We start from the raw sequence: 20734 nt of genomic DNA on the forward strand, positions 1-20734 counted from the left end.
GGCAGGTTTTAAAACCACTTCTGGCATTGGGCCGGAGCGCGATGAAAACAGGTGAGGTTAGACAATCAGATGGCCGGAAAAACAATAGGCTTCATTGGATTGGGAATGATGGGCGCGCCGATGTGTGCATGCCTGGTTAAGGCAGGATTTCGCATTCTGGTGGCGGACGCAGATCCGGCGCGGGTCAGCGCGATCTGTGATGAGCTATCCGTATCGCCATTAACGAAAGATGTGGCGGGTGAGGTTGATGTTCTGATCACCATGCTGCCGAATTCCAAGATCGTTGAAACGGTTCTTCTGGAAAATGGTTGGGCAGCAGCGCTGCGCAAGGGCTCGCTGGTCGTCGACATGAGTTCGTCCGAGCCGGTGCGGTCGCGTGATCTGGCGGCAACGCTCGAAGCTCAGGGGCTGGAATATCTTGATGCTCCGGTTTCCGGTGGCGTCAAGCGAGCCCGGGAGGGCACACTTGCCATTCTCGTGGGTGGCAAGGAAACAGTGAAAGCCGAGACCATGCCGGTGCTTGAAGCAATGGGCGGCTCCATTCTGTTTATCGGTCCGGCCGGGTCTGGCCATGCGGCCAAGGCGCTCAACAACTTCGTGTCAGCGTGCGGGCTGATGGTGACGGTTGAGGCGCTGCATGTTGCACAGCGCTTTGGCATTTCGCCTGAGGCGATGACGGATGTGCTCAACGCCTCATCCGGCAAGAGCAATACGTCTGAAAACAAGGTCAAACAATTTATGTTGTCGGGCACCTACGGGTCCGGTTTTTCACTGCATCTCATGGACAAGGATCTGGGCATTGCCCGTGCCTTGGCGCAATCGGTTGATTATCCGCTGACCTTCGGACGCAACGGTATCGACCTCTGGCATGAGCAGGCAGGCGAGGTCGGCCCAACTGCTGATCACACCGAAATGTATCGCCTGCTCGAGCAGGAACAGGATTGAGGGTTTCGCCATGATCGTCCTGGACAAGTTTTATATTGATGGTGCCTGGGTTGAGCCAGTTGGTGGCAGCACCATGGATCTCATCGATCCCTCAACCGAAAAGGTCATTGGTCGGCTGTCTCTCGGCAATGAAGGGGATGTTGACAGAGCCGTGGCGGCCGCCAAACGTGCAGCACCGGCCTTTGCCGCCACGACCGTCGAAGAACGCATTGCTTTGCTTGAGCGGATTCTTGCTGCCTATAACAGTCGTTATGATGAGTTTGCCGAAGCGATGCGTGTGGAAATGGGTTCGCCCATTACCTTTGCAACAAAGGGGCAGGCGGCGCGTGGACCTTTGCATATCGAGGCGCTGCTGAAGGTCCTGAGAGACTTTCGTTTCGAAGAGGACATGGATAGCGGCACGCGCCTGCGGCACCAGCCGGTTGGCGTCTGTGGTCTGATCACGCCTTGGAACTGGCCGGTCAATCAGGTCATCGTGAAGGTAGGGCCAGCACTTGCTGCTGGCTGCACGATGGTTCTGAAGCCCAGCGAATTCTCCGCCATCAGCACGGTTCTATTTGCCGAAGTCTTGCATGAGGCGGGTGTGCCTCCCGGTGTCTTCAATCTCGTCAACGGCGATGGTCCAACGGTTGGCTCTGCCATTGCAGCCCATGACGACATTGCCATGGTGTCCTTTACCGGTTCGACCCGTGCTGGCATCGAGGTGGCGCGGGCAGCGGCTCCGACGGTCAAACGGGTCGCGCAGGAACTGGGCGGCAAGTCGGCCAATATTCTGCTTGATGACGTTGATCTTGAAGATGCTGTGCGTCGAGGCGTGGCGGCCTGCTTTACCAATTCGGGCCAATCCTGCTCGATCCCCACCCGTATGCTGGTGCCCGCGCATCTGATGGACCGCGCGTCCAAAATCGCCGCGGACGCCGCGGATGCCTATCGTCTTGGACCGACGGATGCCGCCGATACCCAGCTCGGCCCGGTCGTCAATCGCAGCCAGTTTGATCGTGTCCTGAGCCTCATCAACAGTGGTGTGGCAGAAGGAGCAACACTTGTTGCTGGCGGTGCTGAACGTCCTGAAGGTCTGCCAGACGGCTATTATGTGCGCCCGACAGTGTTCAGCGATGTTGGGCCGGACATGGCCATTGCGCAGGAAGAAATCTTTGGTCCGGTTCTGTCGATCATTCCCTATCGGAGTGAAGATGAAGCCGTCGCCATTGCCAATGGCACATTTTACGGCCTTGCCGCCTATGTCCAGTCGGCAGACCGTGAGCGGGCGCGAGCTATTGCCCGGCGGCTCAATGGTGGTCAGGTGCATATCAATTATCCGCCTGCTGACTTCGGTGCGCCATTCGGTGGTTTTGGCCGCTCGGGCAATGGCCGCGAATGGGGCGAGGCGGGACTGCGCGAGTATCTCGAAACCAAGGCGATGATTGGATACGGAGCCGGCGAATGAGCACGGTCATCCAGGTCAGCCCGATAGCAATAACAGTGATAACGAGGGAGGCACATCGGAATGCCAACTGAAAGCGAAATCTTCGCCAAAGGGTTCCAGAACCGCAAACGCGTGCTGGGCGCAGCCCACGTCGAAAAGTCGTGGGAAAATGCTGACGATTTCAACCGGCCAGCCCAGAGGCTAGTCACGGAATATTGCTGGGGTGAGGTCTGGGGCGACGAACGGTTACCGTTTGAAACCCGTAGCATGCTCAATCTCGCCATGCTGACGGCCATGAACCAGCACCACGAACTGGCGGTGCATGTGCGCGGTGCCTTGCGCAACGGCGTGACACCAGACCAAATCCAGGCCGTTTTGTTGCAGGCCATGGTCTATTGCGGCGCTCCGGCGGCTCTTGCCGCGTTCAGAACTGCCAGCACGGCCATCAAGGAATGGCAGGCAGAGCAGGCAAAGGCTGGTGAAGCCTTGAACGGAAGCGGCAAATGAACTGTCCGCGCGCCAGTGCCATTGGCGATGGATGAGCGTGAGTGAGGAAAACGCGCCCGCAATGCCAGCATTCTGGCAACGGAATTGGGTGCTGTATCGAGGATAAGCAGGATGTCTAATCCGCAAGTGGGATTTATCGGACTTGGCAATATGGGAGGACGCATGACGCGCTGCATCGTGGCAGGCGGCGTAGAAGTCCTCGGTTACGACAAGGATGCGCAGGCAGCAGCGCGTTTTGGTGCGACACCGTCCCAAAGCATTCGGGAGGTGATGGAAGGCGCAGATATCATCCTGCTTTCTTTGCCTGACAGCGTCGTGATCGAACGTGTCGTGGAGGGCGAAGATGGAGTTCTCCAGCATATCCGCCCCGGACAGGTTGTTGCGGATATGAGCACGGCGTCGGCCGCCTCGACCAAAAGACTTGCCCGTCTTTTTGCGGAAAAGGGTGCGTTCCTGGTTGATGCCGGAATTTCCGGTGGCGCTGCCGCTGCCGAAAAAGGCGCCCTGACGCTGATGGTGGGCGGCGACGCCGGCGCCATTGAACGGTTGCAGCCCGTGTTTTCGCTGATTGCCAGCAAAGTGATCGTCATGGGCGACTGCGGCGCGGGTCACACCGCCAAGCTTCTCAACAATTTCCTCAACGCCGTCAGCCTTGCTGCGACGGCGGAAGTCATGGTGGCGGGCAAGAAGGCCGGTCTTGATCTGCACAAGCTGCTGGATGTGCTCAATGCCAGCAGTGGTGTTAACTTCGCAACGCTGAACCGCTTCCCTAAGATTGTCGACGGTGATTATCTGGAAGGCGGCCTGACCAGCAAGCTGATGACCAAGGATGTTTTGCTCTATTGTGACATGTTACACGAACTAGGCGTTTCGTCTCTCAACTCTGCCGGGCCCATGGCCAGCTTTGGTCTTGCGACTGCGCTTGGTTATGGCGATGTGATCAGCAATCGCGTCGTTGATGCAATCGGGGACATTTCGGGCGGCGTTCGCCTGCACAACAAAAAGGACTGATGTGATGAAGATTTTCCATGGCCGCCAGACTGGCGCGGTTTCCGAAGTTAGATCTTCGACATTTACGGGAACGGTTCATGCTGACCCGATCATGCCGACGACCGATGGCGTGACAATCAACAATGTGTTCTTCACGCCCGGTGCACGTACCTACTGGCACACCCATGAGACCGGGCAGGTGCTGACCGTTGTTGCCGGCGAAGGCTGGGTTTGTGTGGATGGTGAACAAGCTCAACGTATTCGTGTGGGAGATATTGTCTGGATTCCAGAGGGAGAGCGTCACTGGCACGGTGCAACGGCCACGAGCTACCTCCTTCACACTGCCGTTTCTATCGGCAAGACCGTGTGGGAAGAAGAAGTGACGGCCGAGCAATTCGCATCTGCAGGTGCCTGATCACCGTCCGGTACGGCATTCCACGTGTAGACTACGGGTCTTTATCGTCGGCGGACACAACTTGTTACAGACCTGCGGATCATGTAAATGTCGGATGGTCATAATGTAATATAGGAATTACTGATGGTTGTGCGTGGGGTTGCCTTGCAAGCGGATACGCTCCGCCGGCAGATAGAAAACGCCGTACGAGACGGCATCACCTCGGGTCGATATGCTCCGGGCAGCCGCCTCGTCGAGCGTGAATTGTGCGAGGAGCTTGGTGTAAGCCGGACTTCTCTGCGCGAGGCACTGCGCAAGCTCGAAGCGGAAAAGCTGGTGGAAATCGTCCCCCACAAGGGGCCAGTTGTCGCCAGCATTTCGCTTGAAGAAGCCGGCGAAATTTACGCGCTTCGTGAATTGCTGGAAGGTTTTGCTGCCCAGGAATTTGCAACGCGTGGCTCGGATGAAGACTTGAATGCCTTTGGCCGCGAAGCGGCGGTTCTGCGCGGCCACGCACTTGCTGGCGAAACGGCCGAGGTGCTTGAAGCCAAAAGCCGTCTTTATTCGATCATGCTCGGGCGCTGTGGCAACACGCTGGTGCGGGAGGTCCTCCAGAGCCTTTTCTCACGCATCAATATTCTGCGCGCAACGTCTCTTATGCACCCCGAACGGATTTCCCAGAGCCTTGCAGAAATCGATGCACTCACGAAGGCTTTACAGTCACGCGATGCCGAGGCCGCACGGAAGTACGCCTCGCAACACGTGAAAAACGCGTCGATTGTTGCCCTGAAGTTACTGGGTGAACAACAGAAGGCGGCCTTAGTGGACAGCTGAGGCGTCCCCAAACAATACAATCGGCTTCTCGCCTTCCGTCGTCACGAAGGATCGTTATCGGAGTGTCCTCTCAATGCTGTATCAGCAATGAGAGGACACTCCGCTTTTATTGAATTGTCAGTCCCTGACACTACGGTTCAATGCCGGGATGTTGCGCGCCTACGCATAACGTATGGCTGCCGTAAAATCACGCCTCGCTACAACTACGCACATCAAATTTGCCGCGCCTATTCTCTGAACAGGCTGCTTTATTTCATCTTTTAGCCTCTTATCCCCAGCGACAACAAAACAGGCGTCATAGGATTGACTCAGTTGTGAAACCGGTTACATTCCGCGATGTAAACGGTTTCATAGTGTATATCCGTGCTTGGAGGAGCAAAATTTCATGTTTAGACATTTGATGGCTGCCGCTGCGATGGTGCTTGCGGCCGGTACGTCCGTGCACGCTCAGGAGCAGAGCTTCAAGATCGGTCTTTCCAACTCGTTTGTCGGCAGTGAGTGGCGCACGCAGATGATCGAAGAGGCTCAGGCTGCTGCAAAGGCTTGGGGCGATAAGGGCGTCAAGGTTGAGGTTGTTGTCCAGAGCGGCAATGTCGATGTGCAGGGACAGATTGGCCATATCAGGAACTTCATGAACCAAGGCGTTGATGCGATCCTGATCAATCCGGGTAGTCCGACTGCTTTTGACCCGATCTTTGCGCAGGCCAAGGCACGCAACATCCTCGTTATCGCGACAGATGCGGAAGTGTCCTCCAAGGATGCCATCTATGTCGGTATCGACCAGAAGGCATGGGCTGCACAGTCCGCGCAGTGGCTTGCAGATACATTGCAAGGCAAGGGCAGCGTTGTTGCGATCAACGGCATTGCAGGCAACCCTGCCAACGAAGCCCGCGTCGCCGGTTACCGCGAAGTGTTCGCCAAGTATCCTGACATCAAGGTTCTGAATGAAGCCAATGCCAGCTGGGACCAGGCGCAGGGCCAGCAGGCCATGCAGAACCTTCTCGCAACCTATCCTGATATCAGCGGCGTCTGGGTTCAGGACGGCATGGCTGATGGTGCATGGCGCGCAATCGAAGCCGCCGGCAAGGCAAAGGACATTGCTGCGACGGGTGAAATCCGCAAGGACTTCATGACCCGCTGGGAAGCCGAAAAGTTCAATTCCGGTGCTTCGGTCAACCCTCCCGGCGTTATGGCCAGCGCACTGAACGTTGCTGTGCTGAAGCTGCAGGGCAAGGAATTCAAGGACGGTGTTTTTGGCGGTACGTATGGCAACGCCATCTACATTCCGATCCCCTTCGTGAACAATGAAAACCTGGCGGACAACATCAAGGCTGCAGACGGCAAGCCAGGCTACTGGTCTGTGACTGCAACCGTGACGCCTGAACAGGCTGGCGAGTTCTTCAAATAAAATGGCCTTCGGGCTGGTGGTTATCGCCAGCCCGAATTTCACTATTCGAATGCGGACCATGTGTGTTTTCCCATGTCCGCCAATGACAAGTACAATTCGGAGACATGCGATGGCGAACGCTTTGGAAGCGGCCGGCATAACGAAGAATTTTGGTGCCGTGCGTGCCCTGACAGCCGGTAAGCTGACGGTCGGCCGTGGTGAAATCCACGCGCTGCTCGGCGCTAATGGTTGCGGCAAGAGCACGCTATGCAAGATTGTGGCGGGTGCAGTAGCCCCGACCAGTGGTGCCATCAAGTTCAACGGCAGCGAAGTACACTTCAAAAGCCCGCGTGACGCCGAAAATGCAGGAATTGCGCTTTTTTATCAGGAGTTGAGCCTGATCCCGCAATTGTCCGTGGCCGATAACATCTTTCTCGGGCGAGAGCCGAAGCGCGGCGTGTTTGTCGATCGCAAGGCCCTGATCGCCGAGGCGCGCAAGTTGATTGCACTGTTTGAGGGTGTTGCCGGCGAAGGGCTTGAGCCGGATGCGATTGTCGGCAACTTACCGCCGGATCAGCGCCAGCTTGTCGAAATTCTTAAAGTTTTTGCGCAGAACGCCAGCCTGATGATCATGGATGAGGCAACGGCAGCACTTGACGGCCGCCAGTCACAGCGTTTCTTTGAAATTCTCAGGGCCAAGAAGGTCGATGGTGTCTCCACCATCATGATTTCCCACCGTCTTGACGAAGTATTTGCCGTTTGTGACCGCATCACCGTGATGAGAAACGGCGCGACGATCTCTGAACTCGATACCTCCACGACCACCCGTGAGGCCGTCGTGCATGACATGGTCGGCGATGTTCGCGCCGCACCGGCTCGCCAGCAGGGACGTTTGGCCGCTCCAGCCAGCCTGAAGGTCGAAGATGCGATCAGCACGGGCGTGCGTGGTGTCACACTTGAAGCCTATCCGGGTGAAATCCTCGGTCTGGCTGGTCTGCAGGGGCAAGGTCAATCGGCCCTATTGAAAGGCCTGTTCGGTGCCAATCCCTTTACATCTGGGGATGTGCAGTTTGCCGGCCAGAAGGTGACCATCGCCAAGCCGGCACAGGCCGTTCATAACGGTTTCGCCTATGTCTCTGGAGACCGTGGCCGCGACGCCTCCTTTCAGGGGCGTTCGATTTTTGAAAATCTCGTCGCCGCTTTGATGGTGCGCGAAAAGAAAAAGTTGATCCGCCCTGCCACGCTGAAACCGCGTGTGCAGAAAGTCGCTGACGATATGAAAACGAAGTTTGCCGGCATGGATATGCCGATCGGCACGCTTTCCGGCGGCAATCAGCAGAAGATCTTCATTTCCCGCTGGCTGGCAACCGCGCCGAAGCTGCTGTTGCTGGATGATCCGACCAAGGGCATCGATCTTGGTGCCAAGGCAGACCTTTTTGCCCTAATGCGCCAGCAGGCCGATGCCGGTGCCACCATCCTTTTCTACTCGTCCGAGGACGCGGAAATTCTCGAATATGCCGACCGCATTCTGGTGTTCAACGGCGGTCGTATTTCGGCAGAACTGACCGGAGAAGACATGACCCCCATCAACATGACACGCGCCGCCTATGGAGACGCCGCATGAGTTCGTCCGGTATCTTACGCAAGCAACCCTGGATCATAACGCTTGTCGTTCTCGCTATTCTTGTTGCGGTCAACACGTTTCTGCAGCCCACATTCATTCAGCCGTCGGTGTTGCAATCCAACCTGACGACATTTCTTCCGCTCATCCTCGTTGCCATCGGCCAAACCTATGTCATTTTGGCTGGCGACATTGATTTGTCGGTGGGCAGCATCGTGGCACTTGCCAATGTTGTTACGGTCAGTGTGATTGCGGCGCTTGGCGGGTCAGCCGGTGCTGTGTTTGCAGGAATGGCGGCAGGTTGCATTGTTGGTCTGGTGTGCGGACTGGTCAATGGCCTGTTCATTTCCGGCCTGCGCTTCCAGCCGATTGTCACGACCTTTGCCACGGGCATCATTTTTGCCGGACTTGCCATCTGGGTGTTACCGCAGGCTGGTCTTCCGGTCCCTGAAGCCTATTGGCAAACCTATTCCGGCAGCTTCATCGGCTTGCCTTTTGTGGTGTGGGTTCTGTTCGCCGGTATTGCCTTCACACTGATCGTGTCGCGTATTCCGTTTCATGTGCATCTGTTGGCGGTCGGCGGCAATCGCACCGGTGCTTTTCAGACTGGTCTTCGTCTCTCCGGTATTCGTATCGGCGCTTACATGATCTCCGGCCTGTTTTCGGCGCTGGCGGCGCTCTGCCTGACCGGTGAGACCGCATCGGGCGACCCATTGCTGGGCGCAAGTCTGGCGCTGTCATCCATTTCGGCTGTGGTTTTGGGCGGAACGGCGCTTTCTGGCGGGTTTGGCAGTTCGACGGGGTCGATTGCTGGAGCGCTGGTGCTTGGCATGATCGGCAATGTGATTTTCTTTGCGGGCTTGCCCTTCGAGTACCAGACATTGGTGCAGGGTTTGATTGTGCTGACGGCGCTTGCCGGTGGCGTTCTGGTGACGAGGCGTTGATATGACAAATCCGGGCTTGCAAATCAAAACTCTGCTCACCGATCCCTTAACCATTGCCATTGGCGCATCTGTTTTCCTTCTGCTGGTTGGCGAATTGTTGTCACCGGGCTTTGCGCAGGGCTCGCAGATCGTTCGTTTGCTGACTATTGCCGCCATTCTCGGCATCGTCGCGGCAGGTCAGAACCTTGTGATCCTTGGCGGACGTGAGGGTATCGACCTCTCGGTCGGTGCCATGATCTCGCTGGGCGCTGTTCTGGCTGGCAACATGATGAACGGCCAGAATGCCGGTATTCCGCTCTCCATTCTGGTCGCTGGCGGCATTCCGTTCCTGATTGGCCTCGTCAACGGCATCGGCATTACCTTTGTGCGTATTCCTCCACTGGTCATGACACTTGGCATGACGGCGGTGATCCAGGGCGGACTTGTGGTGTATTCTCAGGGCGTGCCATCGGGTGCGGCAGCGCCGCTGCTGGCCGGTTTCATCAACCGTCCGCTGATTTTCGGCATTCCTGGCGTGCTGTTCGTCTGGTTGGGCATTGCGGCCATCATGCTGTTCATGCTGCGCAGAACGGCGTTTGGATTTGCCATTTACGCTATCGGTTCAAACGAACGCGCAGCGACACTGGTCGGTCTGCCAGTTTCCCTGATCCGCACGCTGCTCTATGGCCTGTCCGGTCTATTTGCGGGGCTGACCGGGGTCTGCGTGATCGGTTACACCGGCACGTCCTTCATTTCGGTTGGCGATCAATATGTCCTGCCGTCGATCATCGCGGTTGTCATTGGCGGTACTTCACTGGCGGGCGGCGCCGGTGGATATGTCGGAACAATGGCCGGAGCTGTTGCGCTAACCATCCTGCAAAGCGTACTGATTACACTCAACTTAGATGTATGGGCTCGGCAGATCATATTCGGTGTCACGTTACTTGCGCTGATGCTGCTTTATGGCCGCCAAAAGCAGCTGCGTGTGTAACAGATGAGCAAAGAACAAGGTTCGAATATCCGGGAAGTTGCAGCCATTGCGGGCGTGTCGATTGCGACCGTGTCGCGCGCGCTGCAGCAACCCGACAAGGTGCGCCCGGAAACCCGGAAAAAGGTTTTCGATGCCGTGAGGCAAGCGAACTTTGTGCCCAATGCCCAGGCGGCCAGTTTCCGACGCCAATCCAACAACACCGTCATTCTCCTGGTTCGTGATATCGGCAACCCATTTTATCTCGAAATCTACAAGGGTGTCGAAGAAGCGGCCAGCGAAGCTGGATACAAGGTTCTCATGGGTGATGCCCGCAACGATGTGAACCGGGTAGCAAATCACATCGATATGGTCCGGCAGAAACATGCCGATGGGCTGATCCTGATGACGGGCCAGTTTCCGACAGAGCTTTTGGATCAGGTGGATAACCTGCCGCCAATCGTCATCGCCTCGGAAACCGTTGCCGGCATTGCGCTACCAACCGTCAAGGTCGACAACCGTGCGGCATCCAAAAATGCCATGCGTCACCTCATCGAGGCCGGGCACAAGCAGATTGTGCATCTTGCCGGTCCGTTCCCGGAGACGCTGGCGCAAGAGCGTTTTGATGGCTACCGCGATGCTCTCACCGAAGCCGGGATCGATTACGATGAGACGCTGCTTGTCAGCGGTGACTACAGCATCGAAAGCGGTCGTCAGGCAATTACTGGCCTTCTGGAGCGCGGTATTTCCTTCACTGCCATCTTCGCATCGAGCGACCAGATGGCAATTGGTGCGATCAGCGAATTGCGGGCGCGTGGCCTGTCGGTGCCGAGTGACGTGTCGGTCACCGGTTTCGACGACATCATCTTCGCCAATGCGTTCGAACCACCGCTGACAACGGTGCGGCAGCCCCGTCAGGAAATGGGTCGCAAGGCCATGGCGCTGATGGTTGAGCGGCTGAACGGCAAACGGACAGCCGAGACAATCGTAATGGACACAGAACTGGTGGTGCGCGGCTCGGTGGCGCGCTGCCGACCGCGGCAGCCTTAGCTGCGATACCTGAAATTGTGAATGCAAGGAGAGTATGGATATGAAGACGATCAAAGGCCCGGCGATTTTCCTCGCGCAATTTGTTGGAGATAAAGCCCCCTTCGACACGCTCGACAATCTCGGCCAATGGGCAGCTTCGCTCGGCTACAAGGGCATTCAGGTGCCCACAGATCCCAAACTCTTCGATCTGGAAAAAGCTGCGGCTTCCAAGGCCTATTGCGACGATATCAAAGGGCGCCTTGCCGAACTCGGTGTCGAAATCACCGAGCTTTCCACTCATATTCAGGGCCAGCTTGTTGCGGTTCATCCTGCCTATGACGAGTTGTTTGATGGTTTTGCGCCGGCCGAATTGGGCGGCAAACCGCAGGCACGGCAGGAATGGGCCGTCAATCAGCTGAAATATGCGGCGAAAGCCTCGCAGCATCTTGGTCTTTCAAGCCATGCGACCTTTTCCGGTGCCCTGGCATGGCCGTTTGTATATCCCTGGCCGCAACGTCCGACCGGCCTCGTTGAAATGGCCTTTGCCGAGCTTGCCAATCGCTGGAAACCTATTCTCGATACGTTCGATGAGAACGGCGTTGATCTCTGCTACGAGCTGCATCCGGGTGAAGACCTGCATGACGGCGTGACCTTCGAGCGTTTTCTGGAAGCGACAGGCAATCACGCACGGGCCAACATCCTCTATGATCCGTCCCACTTCGTGCTTCAGGCGATGAACTATCTGGATTTCATCGATATCTATCACGAGCGTATCCGCGCCTTCCACGTCAAGGATGCCGAGTTCAATCCGACCGGCCGATCCGGCGTTTATGGCGGCTATCAGGGCTGGGTTGACCGTCCGGGCCGGTTTCGCTCGCTGGGCGATGGGCATGTCGATTTCGGTGCGGTGTTTTCCAAGCTTACCCAATATGACTTCGACGGATGGGCGGTTCTGGAATGGGAGTGTGCCCTGAAGCACCCGGAAGATGGTGCGCGCGAAGGGGCAGACTTCATTAAAAACCACATCATTCGCGTGACCGAGCGGGCGTTTGACGATTTTGCCAAAAGCGGGGTGGATGAAGCCGCCAACCTTCGCATCCTTGGTCTGTGAAAGGTAATCCCATGTCAGTAGGCCCAAAAAAATTCGACAGCCGTCGTATTCGTCTCGGTATGGTGGGCGGCGGTCAAGGTGCATTTATCGGCGCGGTTCACCGTATCGCAGCGCGACTTGACGACCGTTATGAGCTGGTGGCCGGGGCGCTCTCATCCGAACCTGCCCGCGCCAACGCCTCGGCCGTGATGCTCGGTATTGAAGCAGATCGCTCCTATGCTTCGTTTGAAGATATGGCTGTGGCTGAAGCCGCGCGCGCCGATGGTATCGAGGCCGTCGCTATCGTGACGCCAAATCATCTGCATTTTGCCCCCTCAAAGCTTTTCCTGGAAAAGGGCATCCATGTCATCTGCGACAAGCCGGTGACCGCGACGATCGAGGAAGCCAAGAAGCTGGCCGAAATCGTCAAGGCGTCCGACAATTTGTTTATTCTGACGCATAACTACACCGGTTATGCCATGTTGCGTCAGATGCGAGAAATGATTGCCAACGGCGCCATCGGCAAGCTGCGTCATGTGCAAGCGGAATATGCGCAGGACTGGCTGACGGAAGCGGTGGAGACAACCGGCGTCAAGGGCGCGGAGTGGCGCACAGACCCCAGCCGTTCTGGCGCAGGCGGCGCGATTGGCGATATTGGCACGCATGCTTTTAACGCTGCAGCATTCGTCACCGGTGAAATTCCCGAGAGCATCTATGCTGATCTGACATCCTTCGTGCCCGGACGGCAACTAGACGACAGCGCCAATATCCTGTTGCGATACGCCAGTGGTGCCAAGGGTATGCTGTGGGCCAGCCAGATTGCCGTTGGCAACGAAAATGCACTTTCGCTGCGTGTCTACGGCGACAAGGGCGGGCTTGAGTGGCACCACCGCGTGCCAGACGAATTGTGGTTCACGCCCTATGGCGAACCGAAGCGGCTGATTACACGCAATGGCGCCGGGGCAGGCCCTGCCGCCAACCGCGTCAGCCGAGTGCCATCCGGCCACCCTGAAGGATATCTGGAAGGGTTTGCGACGATCTACCGTGAAGCCGCAGATGCTATCATAGCAAAGAGGGAGGGGAATACATCGTCTGGGGAGGGGATCTACCCCGGTATTGACGACGGCCTTGCGGGGCTTGCGTTCATTGATGCGGCAGTACGGTCCAGCCAGACCACGTCTTGGGTCGGGATCGACATCTAACCCGCAGTCTATCTGAAACAGACGACACCACACATTCGAGGCTGCTTTTGCACCTCCGGCTGCAGGGCCGGGGAGGGTGGCGCTTGCGTGTCGTTTACCGCTCAAACGAAAAGGGAGTTACGCGTTTGAAATCCTTGAAATCAACATTCGCAGGTATGGCACTGGTCGCAGCAATGGCGGCAGGTATCGCAAACCCGGTTCTGGCTGAAGACGCTAAAACCCTGCCAATCGCAGCGCAGATGTACACATTGCGCGATGCAGGGACGCTTGAAGAGCAGTTTGCCATTCTCAATCGCGCCGGTGTCTCAGCGGTGGAAACCGTCGACATGCAGAAGGTCAGCGCAAAAGAATTGTCTGCACTGCTTGAGAAACACAAGATCAAGGTGATCTCGTCACATGTGCCGATCGACAAGCTGCGCGGCAATCTGGACGACGTCATTGCCGAGCAGAAGGCCGTTGGTAACCCGGTTGTGACCGTGCCTTACCTCACGCCGGAAGATCGCCCGACTGATGCTGCTGCATGGACGGCATTTGGCAAGGAGCTTGGCGGTTACGCAGACAAGTTGGCTGCAGCCGGTTTGGCCATGTCCTACCACAATCATGACTTTGAAATGGTCAAGTTTGACGGTAAGACAGCGCTTGAGCTTTTGCTCGATGCTGCCGGTCCAAAGCTGCAAAGCGAGCTTGATGTTGCCTGGGTAGCACGTAGCGGAACGGATCCTGCAGAGTTTCTCGGCACGTTGAATGGCCGTGTATTTGCTATCCACGCAAAGGATAATGCACCTGCGGGGACCGCGGAAAATGAGCGTGGTTTTGCCACCCTCGGCACCGGCGTTCTGGATTGGAAAACCATCTTGCCAGCGGCCAAAAAGGCCGGCGCGAAATGGTTCATCCTTGAGCATGACATGCCGCTTGATGCCGAAGCCGTCCTGACCAAGGGCAACGCCTTCCTCAATGAACACCTGCCGACAATTCAATAAGTCGGCTAAAAAATCGACCAGTTAAACTGACAATTGGCCATTACGAGAACTCCCCGGCAGCTGGTTTGCCGGGGAGTTTTTACGCTTGCGAAGCTATCCCGACAAACCCGTTAGTCTGATCACCAAGCAGATCGCCTACCACCAATTTGAAGAGATCTGAAAACCATCAGCCTCAAGGAAGACTGCGTCGCAACCTCCGGCGACCGTGCGGTGTTTGGCGCTGCTTAACGGCCCTAAAGCTCTCGCCGCGAACTGTAATAACACGGAGAGCCCGAATTATTGGCCGGGCTCTGCATGAACCGGACCCGTGCAAGCTGAAATTCTAGCGGAGGATAATTTCGCCGGAGAGCTGAAAACCGACACCATGGATAACATGGATGGGCAGTTCGGCACCGCTTTCGCGGACTTTTACGCGCAATCGCTGCAAGACGGCGTCCAGACTGCGGGTGTCCGCAAGCGTCTGATATCCCATGGCGAGGCCGAGTTCGTGACGGCCAATGATCCGCTTACTGTCTTCTGCCAATTTTGAAAGCAATGTCGCCTCACGGCCGGACAGTTTGATGACCGTGCCCTGCGGAGAGGTTAGCCGCTGGCCGACCCGGTCTATCGACCACTTGCCGGTAGGCCGGGCAGGTTGTGCATTTTTGTCGCTCTGGCGAAGCCGGTCGGCCAGATTTTTGATGGCAAACACCAGTTCATCGCCATCAACCGGTTTTGTTAGGTAGAGATTTGCGCCTTCGGAGTAGCCGCGAAGTTTATCGTCCCGCAATGTGCGGGCGGTCAGCATGATGATGCCAATATTGGTTGTCTTCTTCAGGCGCTGCGCTATCTCAAATCCACTGGTATCCGGCAGATTGACGTCGAGTATGGCGACGTCAAAATCCTCCGTGCCCAATGCCAGGTCAAATTCCTTGCCGTTTCCCACGGCTGTGACGGCAAAGGTGTTCAACCGCAGAAAATCAGTCAATCCCTGCTTCAGATCAAGGTCGTCTTCCACGAGTATGACTCGGACCGGCCCATTTCCGCTTTGACGCGTGGCATGAGTTGGTGGGGTAGATACTGGGGGCATTGAACTGACTTTTGACTGTGCATTACGGGCTGTGGTGAGCGCGTGTGATAATCACGCGGCGAGTGCTCCAATCGAAACCGGTGGATTGGATGGGTGTTGATTTGACTGATAATTCAGGCCAAAACGGGCAAAACAATGGTCGCTTCAGTGCCACCGTCTTTACCGCTTGAAAGTGAAAAGCGTCCCGCATGGGCGTCTGCGGTACGTTTGACAAGTGACAGGCCAACGCCTGTTCCTTCGATGTGAGCAGAATTTGTGCCTCGTGTGTGGTTCTCGATCAGGTCTTCAACGACTTCTGCTTCGATACCTATTCCTTTATCCCTAACCCGGAAATGCACAGTCTCGTTATCCCTGAAAACGTCCAGCCAAACCTGTGTTGATCCAACCGGGGCGGAAAACTTGAATGCGTTTTCGAGCAGGTTGATAATTGCCAATTTCAACATCTCGCTATCGGCGCGAATGAATGCCTGTTCGACGTCTGGGGCGATTGAAACATTCAAGGTAACGCCGTGCAGCAAGTCACGCGCACTTATGACCGCGCTCATGGCGGCATTGCTGACGCTGATCTCTGACAGTGCTGGCTGAAAGGCTGGGCCTTGCAGTTTGCTTCTGGTGAGATTGACTTCTAAAACCTCGACCAGCCGCGCAACGCCGGTGTGGGCGCGGTCCAGTCTCTGCCGATTGGCCTCATCGTCTTTTGGCAAGGTCAGACCAATGCTTTGCAGGTTGGTTCTGATCACGCCGAGCGGCGTACGATACTGGTGGGAAATGACTTCCATGAACCGGACTTGCTGTTCCTGTGCCTGCAGTTCGGCGCAGAGTGCCTGTTCGGCCACCCGTTTTGCTTCCACCAGCTCCCCCGTTCTTTCGCGAACAAGATCATTGGCATGTTGTTCGGCGGCACTTGCTGCTTCCAAAGCACGGCGATCGGCATTGCGAGCAGCTGTTTCTGCGTTGCGCAACCGGACCGCCAGCGAGCCGGTTAAGAGTGTAAAGTGGGTTATGCTGGTTGCGGCATAAGAGCCTGCCACCCAGCTGGGAAGTGAGAGAATGCCATACCGCTGGCTGTTCGTCGCAATCAAACCTGCCCAAAGCAGGCCGAATGCCGCGGAGTTAAGGCCAGTTTGTGCATTGGGTTGCCGAAGGAAATCGATAAGGGCGACCGACATGGCCATCGTGGTGAGGACCAAGATGACCGGTCCGGCCAACAGCACAAAAAAGCGGTTTACCCCGAAAAGCACGCAGAAAACACCGATAATGCCGACAATAGCTGCGAAGCGGAAATAGAGATCGATCTTCGGGTAACGTGGGTCGAGGTCCAGAATGGCCCTTATCGATAGCGCACCAGCGGTAAGCCCAAACCAGGAGGACATACTCGACAGGTAGTCGTTACCGAGGCCACCATTGTCGAAAAACAACAGTCGCGCCATGCCGAGCGCGCCAAAATAGGTCGAACTGACAGCTAGAATGTCCAGCATCAGGAAAATATAAAACTTCTTTCTGTCGAAATAGAAAAAGAACAGCTGGATAACCAGCAATACGCCCATGCCGCCAAACCACATGCCACGAACGAGGTTCTGGACGATGGATCTGTAGTCATAATAGCTGGGTGATAGCAGTTCCGCCGAGACGTTGAGGCTGGCGTCCTTGTTGTGCGCCCGGATGTAAATGATCCGCGTCTGGTCTGGAAATAACTCTAGAGGCAAGACGTTTGCCGACGTATTGAAGTTGGCATTCAGGCGTGGCGAATGATCGCCCATCTCGAAGCGGTCGAAATCCGCCTCCCGCATTCCGGGCTTTTCAACGCCGACATAAACTTCCAACTCGTCGGTAAAGTTCGGCATGATCGACAGAAGAATATCCTGCGGTCGCTTCACGCCTGCTGGCAGTGTCACGGCAAATCGCAACCAGGCGGAGGTGCGCACAAAACCGAGATTGACGTCGTGGCCTTCAATAGGTGCGAACAATGCCTGGTGTTGCAACATATCCTGCAACGTCAGTTTTTCGTTCTTGACGAGTGCGACGTCGATAAAGCCATCCAAAGGCACGGAACCATAGAGGTCAGCAGGAACTTGCTGAATGCGTATGCCGTCCGAAGTCTCGCCCGCGAGCAGAGAGGTGGCGCTGATAATCAACGCTGTCAGCGCGGACAAGAGAAGTTTTGTTATCGACACGAACTGCAAGGCCTGTTCATTTGATGGTTCTGTCCGATCTGTGCCTGTGACGGCACAATGCGAATGTTTTCGCGTCGCTCGGTACGGTGATGTTGTCAAGCACAAGTGGTGAGTGAGGTGCGAAATTTGCCACTTCTGCGGGACATGCCTGTGGATGCCCTCATAAGAAAAGAGCGGCGGAAAACCGCCGCTCTGAGTTTTTTATTGCGATATCAGAACTTCACGCGAAGCTTTGCGTTGGCACCGTGATCGTATGCGTTTGAGCCGATCTGTCCGTTATAGGTGAAGCTGAGTGTCGATGCCGGGGTGATGGTCAAGTCCACACCTGCCTCGAGCAGTGCCGCATTGCGGTCAACTGGCGTGCTGGTCACGGAGAAGCTGTCACCCGTGGCAAAACGAGCCGAGGATACCGGGTCTACGTCACCAAAGGCATGCATCCAGCCGATGTTGCCGCGTGCCACCGATGCTACACCGGCAATATCCAGATCTGTAGATGCACGCAGACCGACAGTGGTGAAGGTCGTGTTCATCGAGGAATCGTCAACCGTCAGCGCAGCCGTGCCGCCTGTTTCGGTAAAGCCATCCGTTCTGGTGCGAGAATGCGCCAAGGCTGCAAAAGGCTCCAGTGCAGACTTGCCGACGTCAAGACGGTAGGCCAGTTCGCCATAGGCATTGAAGCTGCTGCCGTCATAGTCGCCGGACAATGTCTGGCCAAGCGCCGTGATGGTACGGCTCGTATCAACATTGTGCCAGGTGTAATTCAGGCCAGTGCGGAATGCGACCGGACCCCACTTCGTACCAGCGTAACCGCCAAGGTGGTAGTTGGTGCTGGCGCCGTTGCTGCTGTCCGTGTCGAAGAATGACCGGCTGTAGCCGCCGAGCACACCAACACGCCAGTCGCTACCGACCATCATGTCGCCACCGAAGATCACGCCGCCATTGGCCGTATCCGTATCGGAACCGCCGTCAACGCCGCTGACCTTACCCCAGGAACCAAAACCGTTGACCCAAGTGGCGAAACGATCGGTATCGAAGGCTTCCTTGGGCTCGAAAGCAGCAAAACGTTCGTCCGTTGCTGTTTTCTTCTCTTCAGCATAACCGAGTGCCATCGAAGAAGGTGCCGCAACACCGTCAGTCACGGCGCGAACACGGCTGTTCAGGGCGGTGTTTACGGCGCGGTTCGTCTGGGTGAAGGCACCTTGTGCCGTCGCATAAACATCACCGGAAAGCTGCTGGTAAGCCTGCAGAGCTTCGTCTTCGCTCAACTCCAAAAGGTCGTTGTAAAGCTTCAACGAAGCGCTATCTGGTGTCTGGTCCAGACTGTCGAGTGCGCCTGCGAGCGACTTCTGATTGCCCGTTCGTGCAACCCTGCTGAATGGGTTCGGGTTGGTGCCGGTGTTGCCGGAACCCTTCACCGAGACATTCAAGTACGCATTGTAGTCGTCATATGACGTGGTGATATCCAGAAACGCCGAAGACGTATTGATGAGCTCGCTGAACTTGCCAGTGAGACCGCCGTCTGCGTTGAGGATGGTGTATTTTTGGGTCTGCTGGTAGCTCGTTGCATCGTCCAACGACGTCACCTTAACATCGGCGCCGTCGTAGATCGATGCTGTGCCGGTAACTTTTGTCAAATCGCTCGATGCGTGACTTAAATCGACAGCATATGTGGATCCGTCTTTCAGCGTCAGGTCGCCATTGATCGTCAATGTGCCGATTTGGTTGTGGAAAGGGGCTCCGAAAGTCGCCATTCGGCTGTAGATAACGGTGTTCAAGCCGCCTGGAGAAAGGATACCGCCATCTGTGACGGTTGTTGAGCCGATGGTTCCTGTACCGCCGATGGTTCCGCCATTGCTGGCTTTGACTGTACCGCCGAGGACATTACTGACCAGCAGTTCGCCGCCTTTGACAGTGGTGGTGCCGGAAAAACGTGCGTTGTCACCAGACAAGGTTGTGACGCCAGCAAGTTGCCTTATGTTACCGTTCCCGTTGATATCAGGTGCAAAAGTGTAATTGCTGCCGGTGTGATTGAAAACGATAGTGCCTGGCTGTGTATTCGGGCCGAATTTGATGGAATCTGTCTTCAAGGTGCCAGCCGCAGCTGCGATTTCCGTTTCTGCCGCACCGATGTTCAGTGTTCCTGTAGTACCATCTCCGTAAGCGATGTAGGTCGTGCCATCATAGCGACCATTTTGCATCTGCGTGCCGACTGTGACCACGGCGTCGTCACTGATGGTAAGGGTGCCGTCACCGAAAAAACCAATGTATAATTTTTCGCTGTTATTCCACACGGATTCGGAACCAGTGACGTTGACTTTGCCGGTGCTGCCGGAGAAACGCCCGATGTGTGCCTCGGCATTATATACGACGCCACCTTGTTCAATATTGAGGATGCCTTTGCCTTCGAAACCGACGTCAAGAATGCCGGGCATGACCCACTGAGAGCCATGACCTATGATGTTGGCTGTACCGGTACGAAACTCTCGGTCACCAATTGTACCGTCTCTGCTTTCAACCAGTCCACCGTACTCGACATTGAGAGTACCCATGCCGATGACAAGGCCTCCAGCGTTTGACCAAGTTGATCCCGGACCGAGGACATTCACGTTACCTGTCGATGTATCTGATGCGCCGATGAGGCCAAAGAAACTTTTTACGGTAGCGCCGTTCTCAATGTGAAGTTGGCCATTACCGTTAAAGCCAGCATATAGGAAATCAGTGTTTTCCCAAAGAGTTTCGGTACCGGTAACTGTAACGCTGCCCACGTCTCCGATACGGTAGCCGATGAAGCTTTCATATGTCGTGAGTTTTGCGTCGTTGGTAATAAGGAGATCACCACTACCCTCGTTGCCGACATAGAATTTGCCATCAATGTCTGTATTTTCGTCTACCAGATTGGGGCCGTTATATGTTTCGTCTGCCCAAGCAAAATTTGGCACTGCCAAAAGTACTGTCGATGCAAGTAGCGCGTTGCGGCTGATTTTCGCTACCTTATTAAACCGCCGGCCTATGTTGACTGGCGTCATTGAATTCTCATGCATGTCTGCCCCCGCAGAAAAGACATTGAAGGCACTTTGCCTGCAATGAGCGATATGTTCGCGCTATGCATGAGATTCTAGACAAGCCACTGAAAAACTATAACTTTTTTATTCGTGGCAATTGTTACGATATGTAACGATACGCAAGAGAAAGCGTG

At 55.9% G+C, this 20734-nt stretch carries 17 protein-coding genes; 14 read left to right on the top strand and 3 right to left on the bottom strand.

Annotation, left to right across the window (positions count from 1 at the left end; all coding sequences use genetic code 11):
* Nucleotides 1–69: 69 nt before the first annotated feature.
* The 14 genes from HGO37_RS17385 (at nucleotide 70) to HGO37_RS17450 (ending at nucleotide 14295) form a co-directional block, all read left to right on the top strand.
* A complete protein-coding gene (locus tag HGO37_RS17385; RefSeq protein ID WP_250984421.1) occupies nucleotides 70–945 on the top strand; it encodes an NAD(P)-dependent oxidoreductase in 876 nt (291 codons plus the stop codon).
* Between the two features lie 10 nt (nucleotides 946–955).
* Entirely contained in the window at nucleotides 956–2392 is a 1437-nt protein-coding gene (locus HGO37_RS17390; protein WP_250984422.1) for an aldehyde dehydrogenase family protein, read from the top strand.
* A gap of 60 nt (nucleotides 2393–2452) precedes the next feature.
* Nucleotides 2453–2878 carry a carboxymuconolactone decarboxylase family protein gene (locus HGO37_RS17395; protein ID WP_192489824.1) on the top strand — a complete coding sequence of 142 codons (426 nt, stop codon included), beginning with the start codon at nucleotides 2453–2455 and terminating at the stop codon, nucleotides 2876–2878.
* 111 nt (nucleotides 2879–2989) lie between these two features.
* A complete protein-coding gene (locus HGO37_RS17400) occupies nucleotides 2990–3889 on the top strand; it encodes an NAD(P)-dependent oxidoreductase (RefSeq protein WP_250984423.1) in 900 nt (299 codons plus the stop codon).
* 4 nt (nucleotides 3890–3893) lie between these two features.
* Complete coding sequence (locus tag HGO37_RS17405; protein ID WP_250984424.1) at nucleotides 3894–4283, top strand: cupin domain-containing protein; 390 nt, start codon at nucleotides 3894–3896, stop codon at nucleotides 4281–4283.
* A 123-nt stretch (nucleotides 4284–4406) separates the two neighbouring features.
* On the top strand, nucleotides 4407–5096 hold the full coding sequence (locus tag HGO37_RS17410) for a GntR family transcriptional regulator (protein WP_250984425.1): 690 nt from the start codon (nucleotides 4407–4409) through the stop codon (nucleotides 5094–5096).
* A gap of 385 nt (nucleotides 5097–5481) precedes the next feature.
* A complete protein-coding gene (locus tag HGO37_RS17415; protein WP_250984426.1) occupies nucleotides 5482–6504 on the top strand; it encodes a substrate-binding domain-containing protein in 1023 nt (340 codons plus the stop codon).
* Between the two features lie 109 nt (nucleotides 6505–6613).
* Nucleotides 6614–8107: a sugar ABC transporter ATP-binding protein gene (locus tag HGO37_RS17420; protein ID WP_250984427.1), complete on the top strand. Its 1494-nt coding sequence runs from the start codon at nucleotides 6614–6616 to the stop codon at nucleotides 8105–8107.
* Entirely contained in the window at nucleotides 8104–9048 is a 945-nt protein-coding gene (locus HGO37_RS17425; protein WP_250984428.1) for an ABC transporter permease, read from the top strand. Before HGO37_RS17420 ends, HGO37_RS17425 begins: the two co-directional genes overlap by 4 nt.
* Before the next feature lies 1 nt (nucleotide 9049).
* Nucleotides 9050–10018 (top strand): ABC transporter permease, encoded by a 969-nt coding sequence (locus HGO37_RS17430; RefSeq protein WP_250984429.1) that lies wholly within the window; start codon nucleotides 9050–9052, stop codon nucleotides 10016–10018.
* Between the two features lie 3 nt (nucleotides 10019–10021).
* On the top strand, nucleotides 10022–11044 hold the full coding sequence (locus HGO37_RS17435) for a LacI family DNA-binding transcriptional regulator (protein WP_250984430.1): 1023 nt from the start codon (nucleotides 10022–10024) through the stop codon (nucleotides 11042–11044).
* Nucleotides 11045–11084: 40 nt separating this feature from the next.
* Nucleotides 11085–12134 (top strand): sugar phosphate isomerase/epimerase family protein, encoded by a 1050-nt coding sequence (locus HGO37_RS17440; RefSeq protein ID WP_250984431.1) that lies wholly within the window; start codon nucleotides 11085–11087, stop codon nucleotides 12132–12134.
* Between the two features lie 11 nt (nucleotides 12135–12145).
* Nucleotides 12146–13315 (top strand): Gfo/Idh/MocA family protein, encoded by a 1170-nt coding sequence (locus HGO37_RS17445; RefSeq protein ID WP_250984432.1) that lies wholly within the window; start codon nucleotides 12146–12148, stop codon nucleotides 13313–13315.
* 125 nt (nucleotides 13316–13440) lie between these two features.
* Nucleotides 13441–14295: a sugar phosphate isomerase/epimerase family protein gene (locus tag HGO37_RS17450; protein WP_250984433.1), complete on the top strand. Its 855-nt coding sequence runs from the start codon at nucleotides 13441–13443 to the stop codon at nucleotides 14293–14295.
* Nucleotides 14296–14617: 322 nt separating this feature from the next.
* Here the strand turns inward: HGO37_RS17450 and HGO37_RS17455 are convergent, their stop codons facing one another.
* The 3 genes from HGO37_RS17455 to HGO37_RS17465 form a co-directional block, all read right to left on the bottom strand.
* On the bottom strand, nucleotides 14618–15292 hold the full coding sequence (locus HGO37_RS17455) for a response regulator transcription factor (protein ID WP_250984434.1): 675 nt from the start codon (nucleotides 15290–15292) through the stop codon (nucleotides 14618–14620).
* Nucleotides 15293–15477: 185 nt separating this feature from the next.
* Nucleotides 15478–17517, bottom strand: coding sequence for a sensor histidine kinase (locus HGO37_RS17460; protein WP_250984435.1), 2040 nt, complete (start codon nucleotides 17515–17517; stop codon nucleotides 15478–15480).
* A 233-nt stretch (nucleotides 17518–17750) separates the two neighbouring features.
* A complete protein-coding gene (locus HGO37_RS17465; protein ID WP_250984436.1) occupies nucleotides 17751–20564 on the bottom strand; it encodes an autotransporter family protein in 2814 nt (937 codons plus the stop codon).
* Between the last annotated feature and the right edge of the window lie 170 nt (nucleotides 20565–20734).

Source organism: Rhizobium sp. CG4 (genome assembly GCF_023701965.1).
In the GTDB taxonomy this organism is placed as follows: Bacteria; Pseudomonadota; Alphaproteobacteria; order Rhizobiales; family Rhizobiaceae; genus Agrobacterium.

What these genes read in the sequence shown, in the direction of transcription:
- HGO37_RS17385 (WP_250984421.1), top strand. Translation starts at nt 70, where the DNA reads ATGGCCGGAAAAACAATAGGCTTCATTGGATTGGGAATGATGGGCGCG.
- HGO37_RS17390 (WP_250984422.1), top strand. Translation starts at nt 956, where the DNA reads ATGATCGTCCTGGACAAGTTTTATATTGATGGTGCCTGGGTTGAGCCA.
- HGO37_RS17395 (WP_192489824.1), top strand. Translation starts at nt 2,453, where the DNA reads ATGCCAACTGAAAGCGAAATCTTCGCCAAAGGGTTCCAGAACCGCAAA.
- HGO37_RS17400 (WP_250984423.1), top strand. Translation starts at nt 2,990, where the DNA reads ATGTCTAATCCGCAAGTGGGATTTATCGGACTTGGCAATATGGGAGGA.
- HGO37_RS17405 (WP_250984424.1), top strand. Translation starts at nt 3,894, where the DNA reads ATGAAGATTTTCCATGGCCGCCAGACTGGCGCGGTTTCCGAAGTTAGA.
- HGO37_RS17410 (WP_250984425.1), top strand. Translation starts at nt 4,407, where the DNA reads ATGGTTGTGCGTGGGGTTGCCTTGCAAGCGGATACGCTCCGCCGGCAG.
- HGO37_RS17415 (WP_250984426.1), top strand. Translation starts at nt 5,482, where the DNA reads ATGTTTAGACATTTGATGGCTGCCGCTGCGATGGTGCTTGCGGCCGGT.
- HGO37_RS17420 (WP_250984427.1), top strand. Translation starts at nt 6,614, where the DNA reads ATGGCGAACGCTTTGGAAGCGGCCGGCATAACGAAGAATTTTGGTGCC.
- HGO37_RS17425 (WP_250984428.1), top strand. Translation starts at nt 8,104, where the DNA reads ATGAGTTCGTCCGGTATCTTACGCAAGCAACCCTGGATCATAACGCTT.
- HGO37_RS17430 (WP_250984429.1), top strand. Translation starts at nt 9,050, where the DNA reads ATGACAAATCCGGGCTTGCAAATCAAAACTCTGCTCACCGATCCCTTA.
- HGO37_RS17435 (WP_250984430.1), top strand. Translation starts at nt 10,022, where the DNA reads ATGAGCAAAGAACAAGGTTCGAATATCCGGGAAGTTGCAGCCATTGCG.
- HGO37_RS17440 (WP_250984431.1), top strand. Translation starts at nt 11,085, where the DNA reads ATGAAGACGATCAAAGGCCCGGCGATTTTCCTCGCGCAATTTGTTGGA.
- HGO37_RS17445 (WP_250984432.1), top strand. Translation starts at nt 12,146, where the DNA reads ATGTCAGTAGGCCCAAAAAAATTCGACAGCCGTCGTATTCGTCTCGGT.
- HGO37_RS17465 (WP_250984436.1), bottom strand. Translation starts at nt 20,564, where the DNA reads ATGACGCCAGTCAACATAGGCCGGCGGTTTAATAAGGTAGCGAAAATC.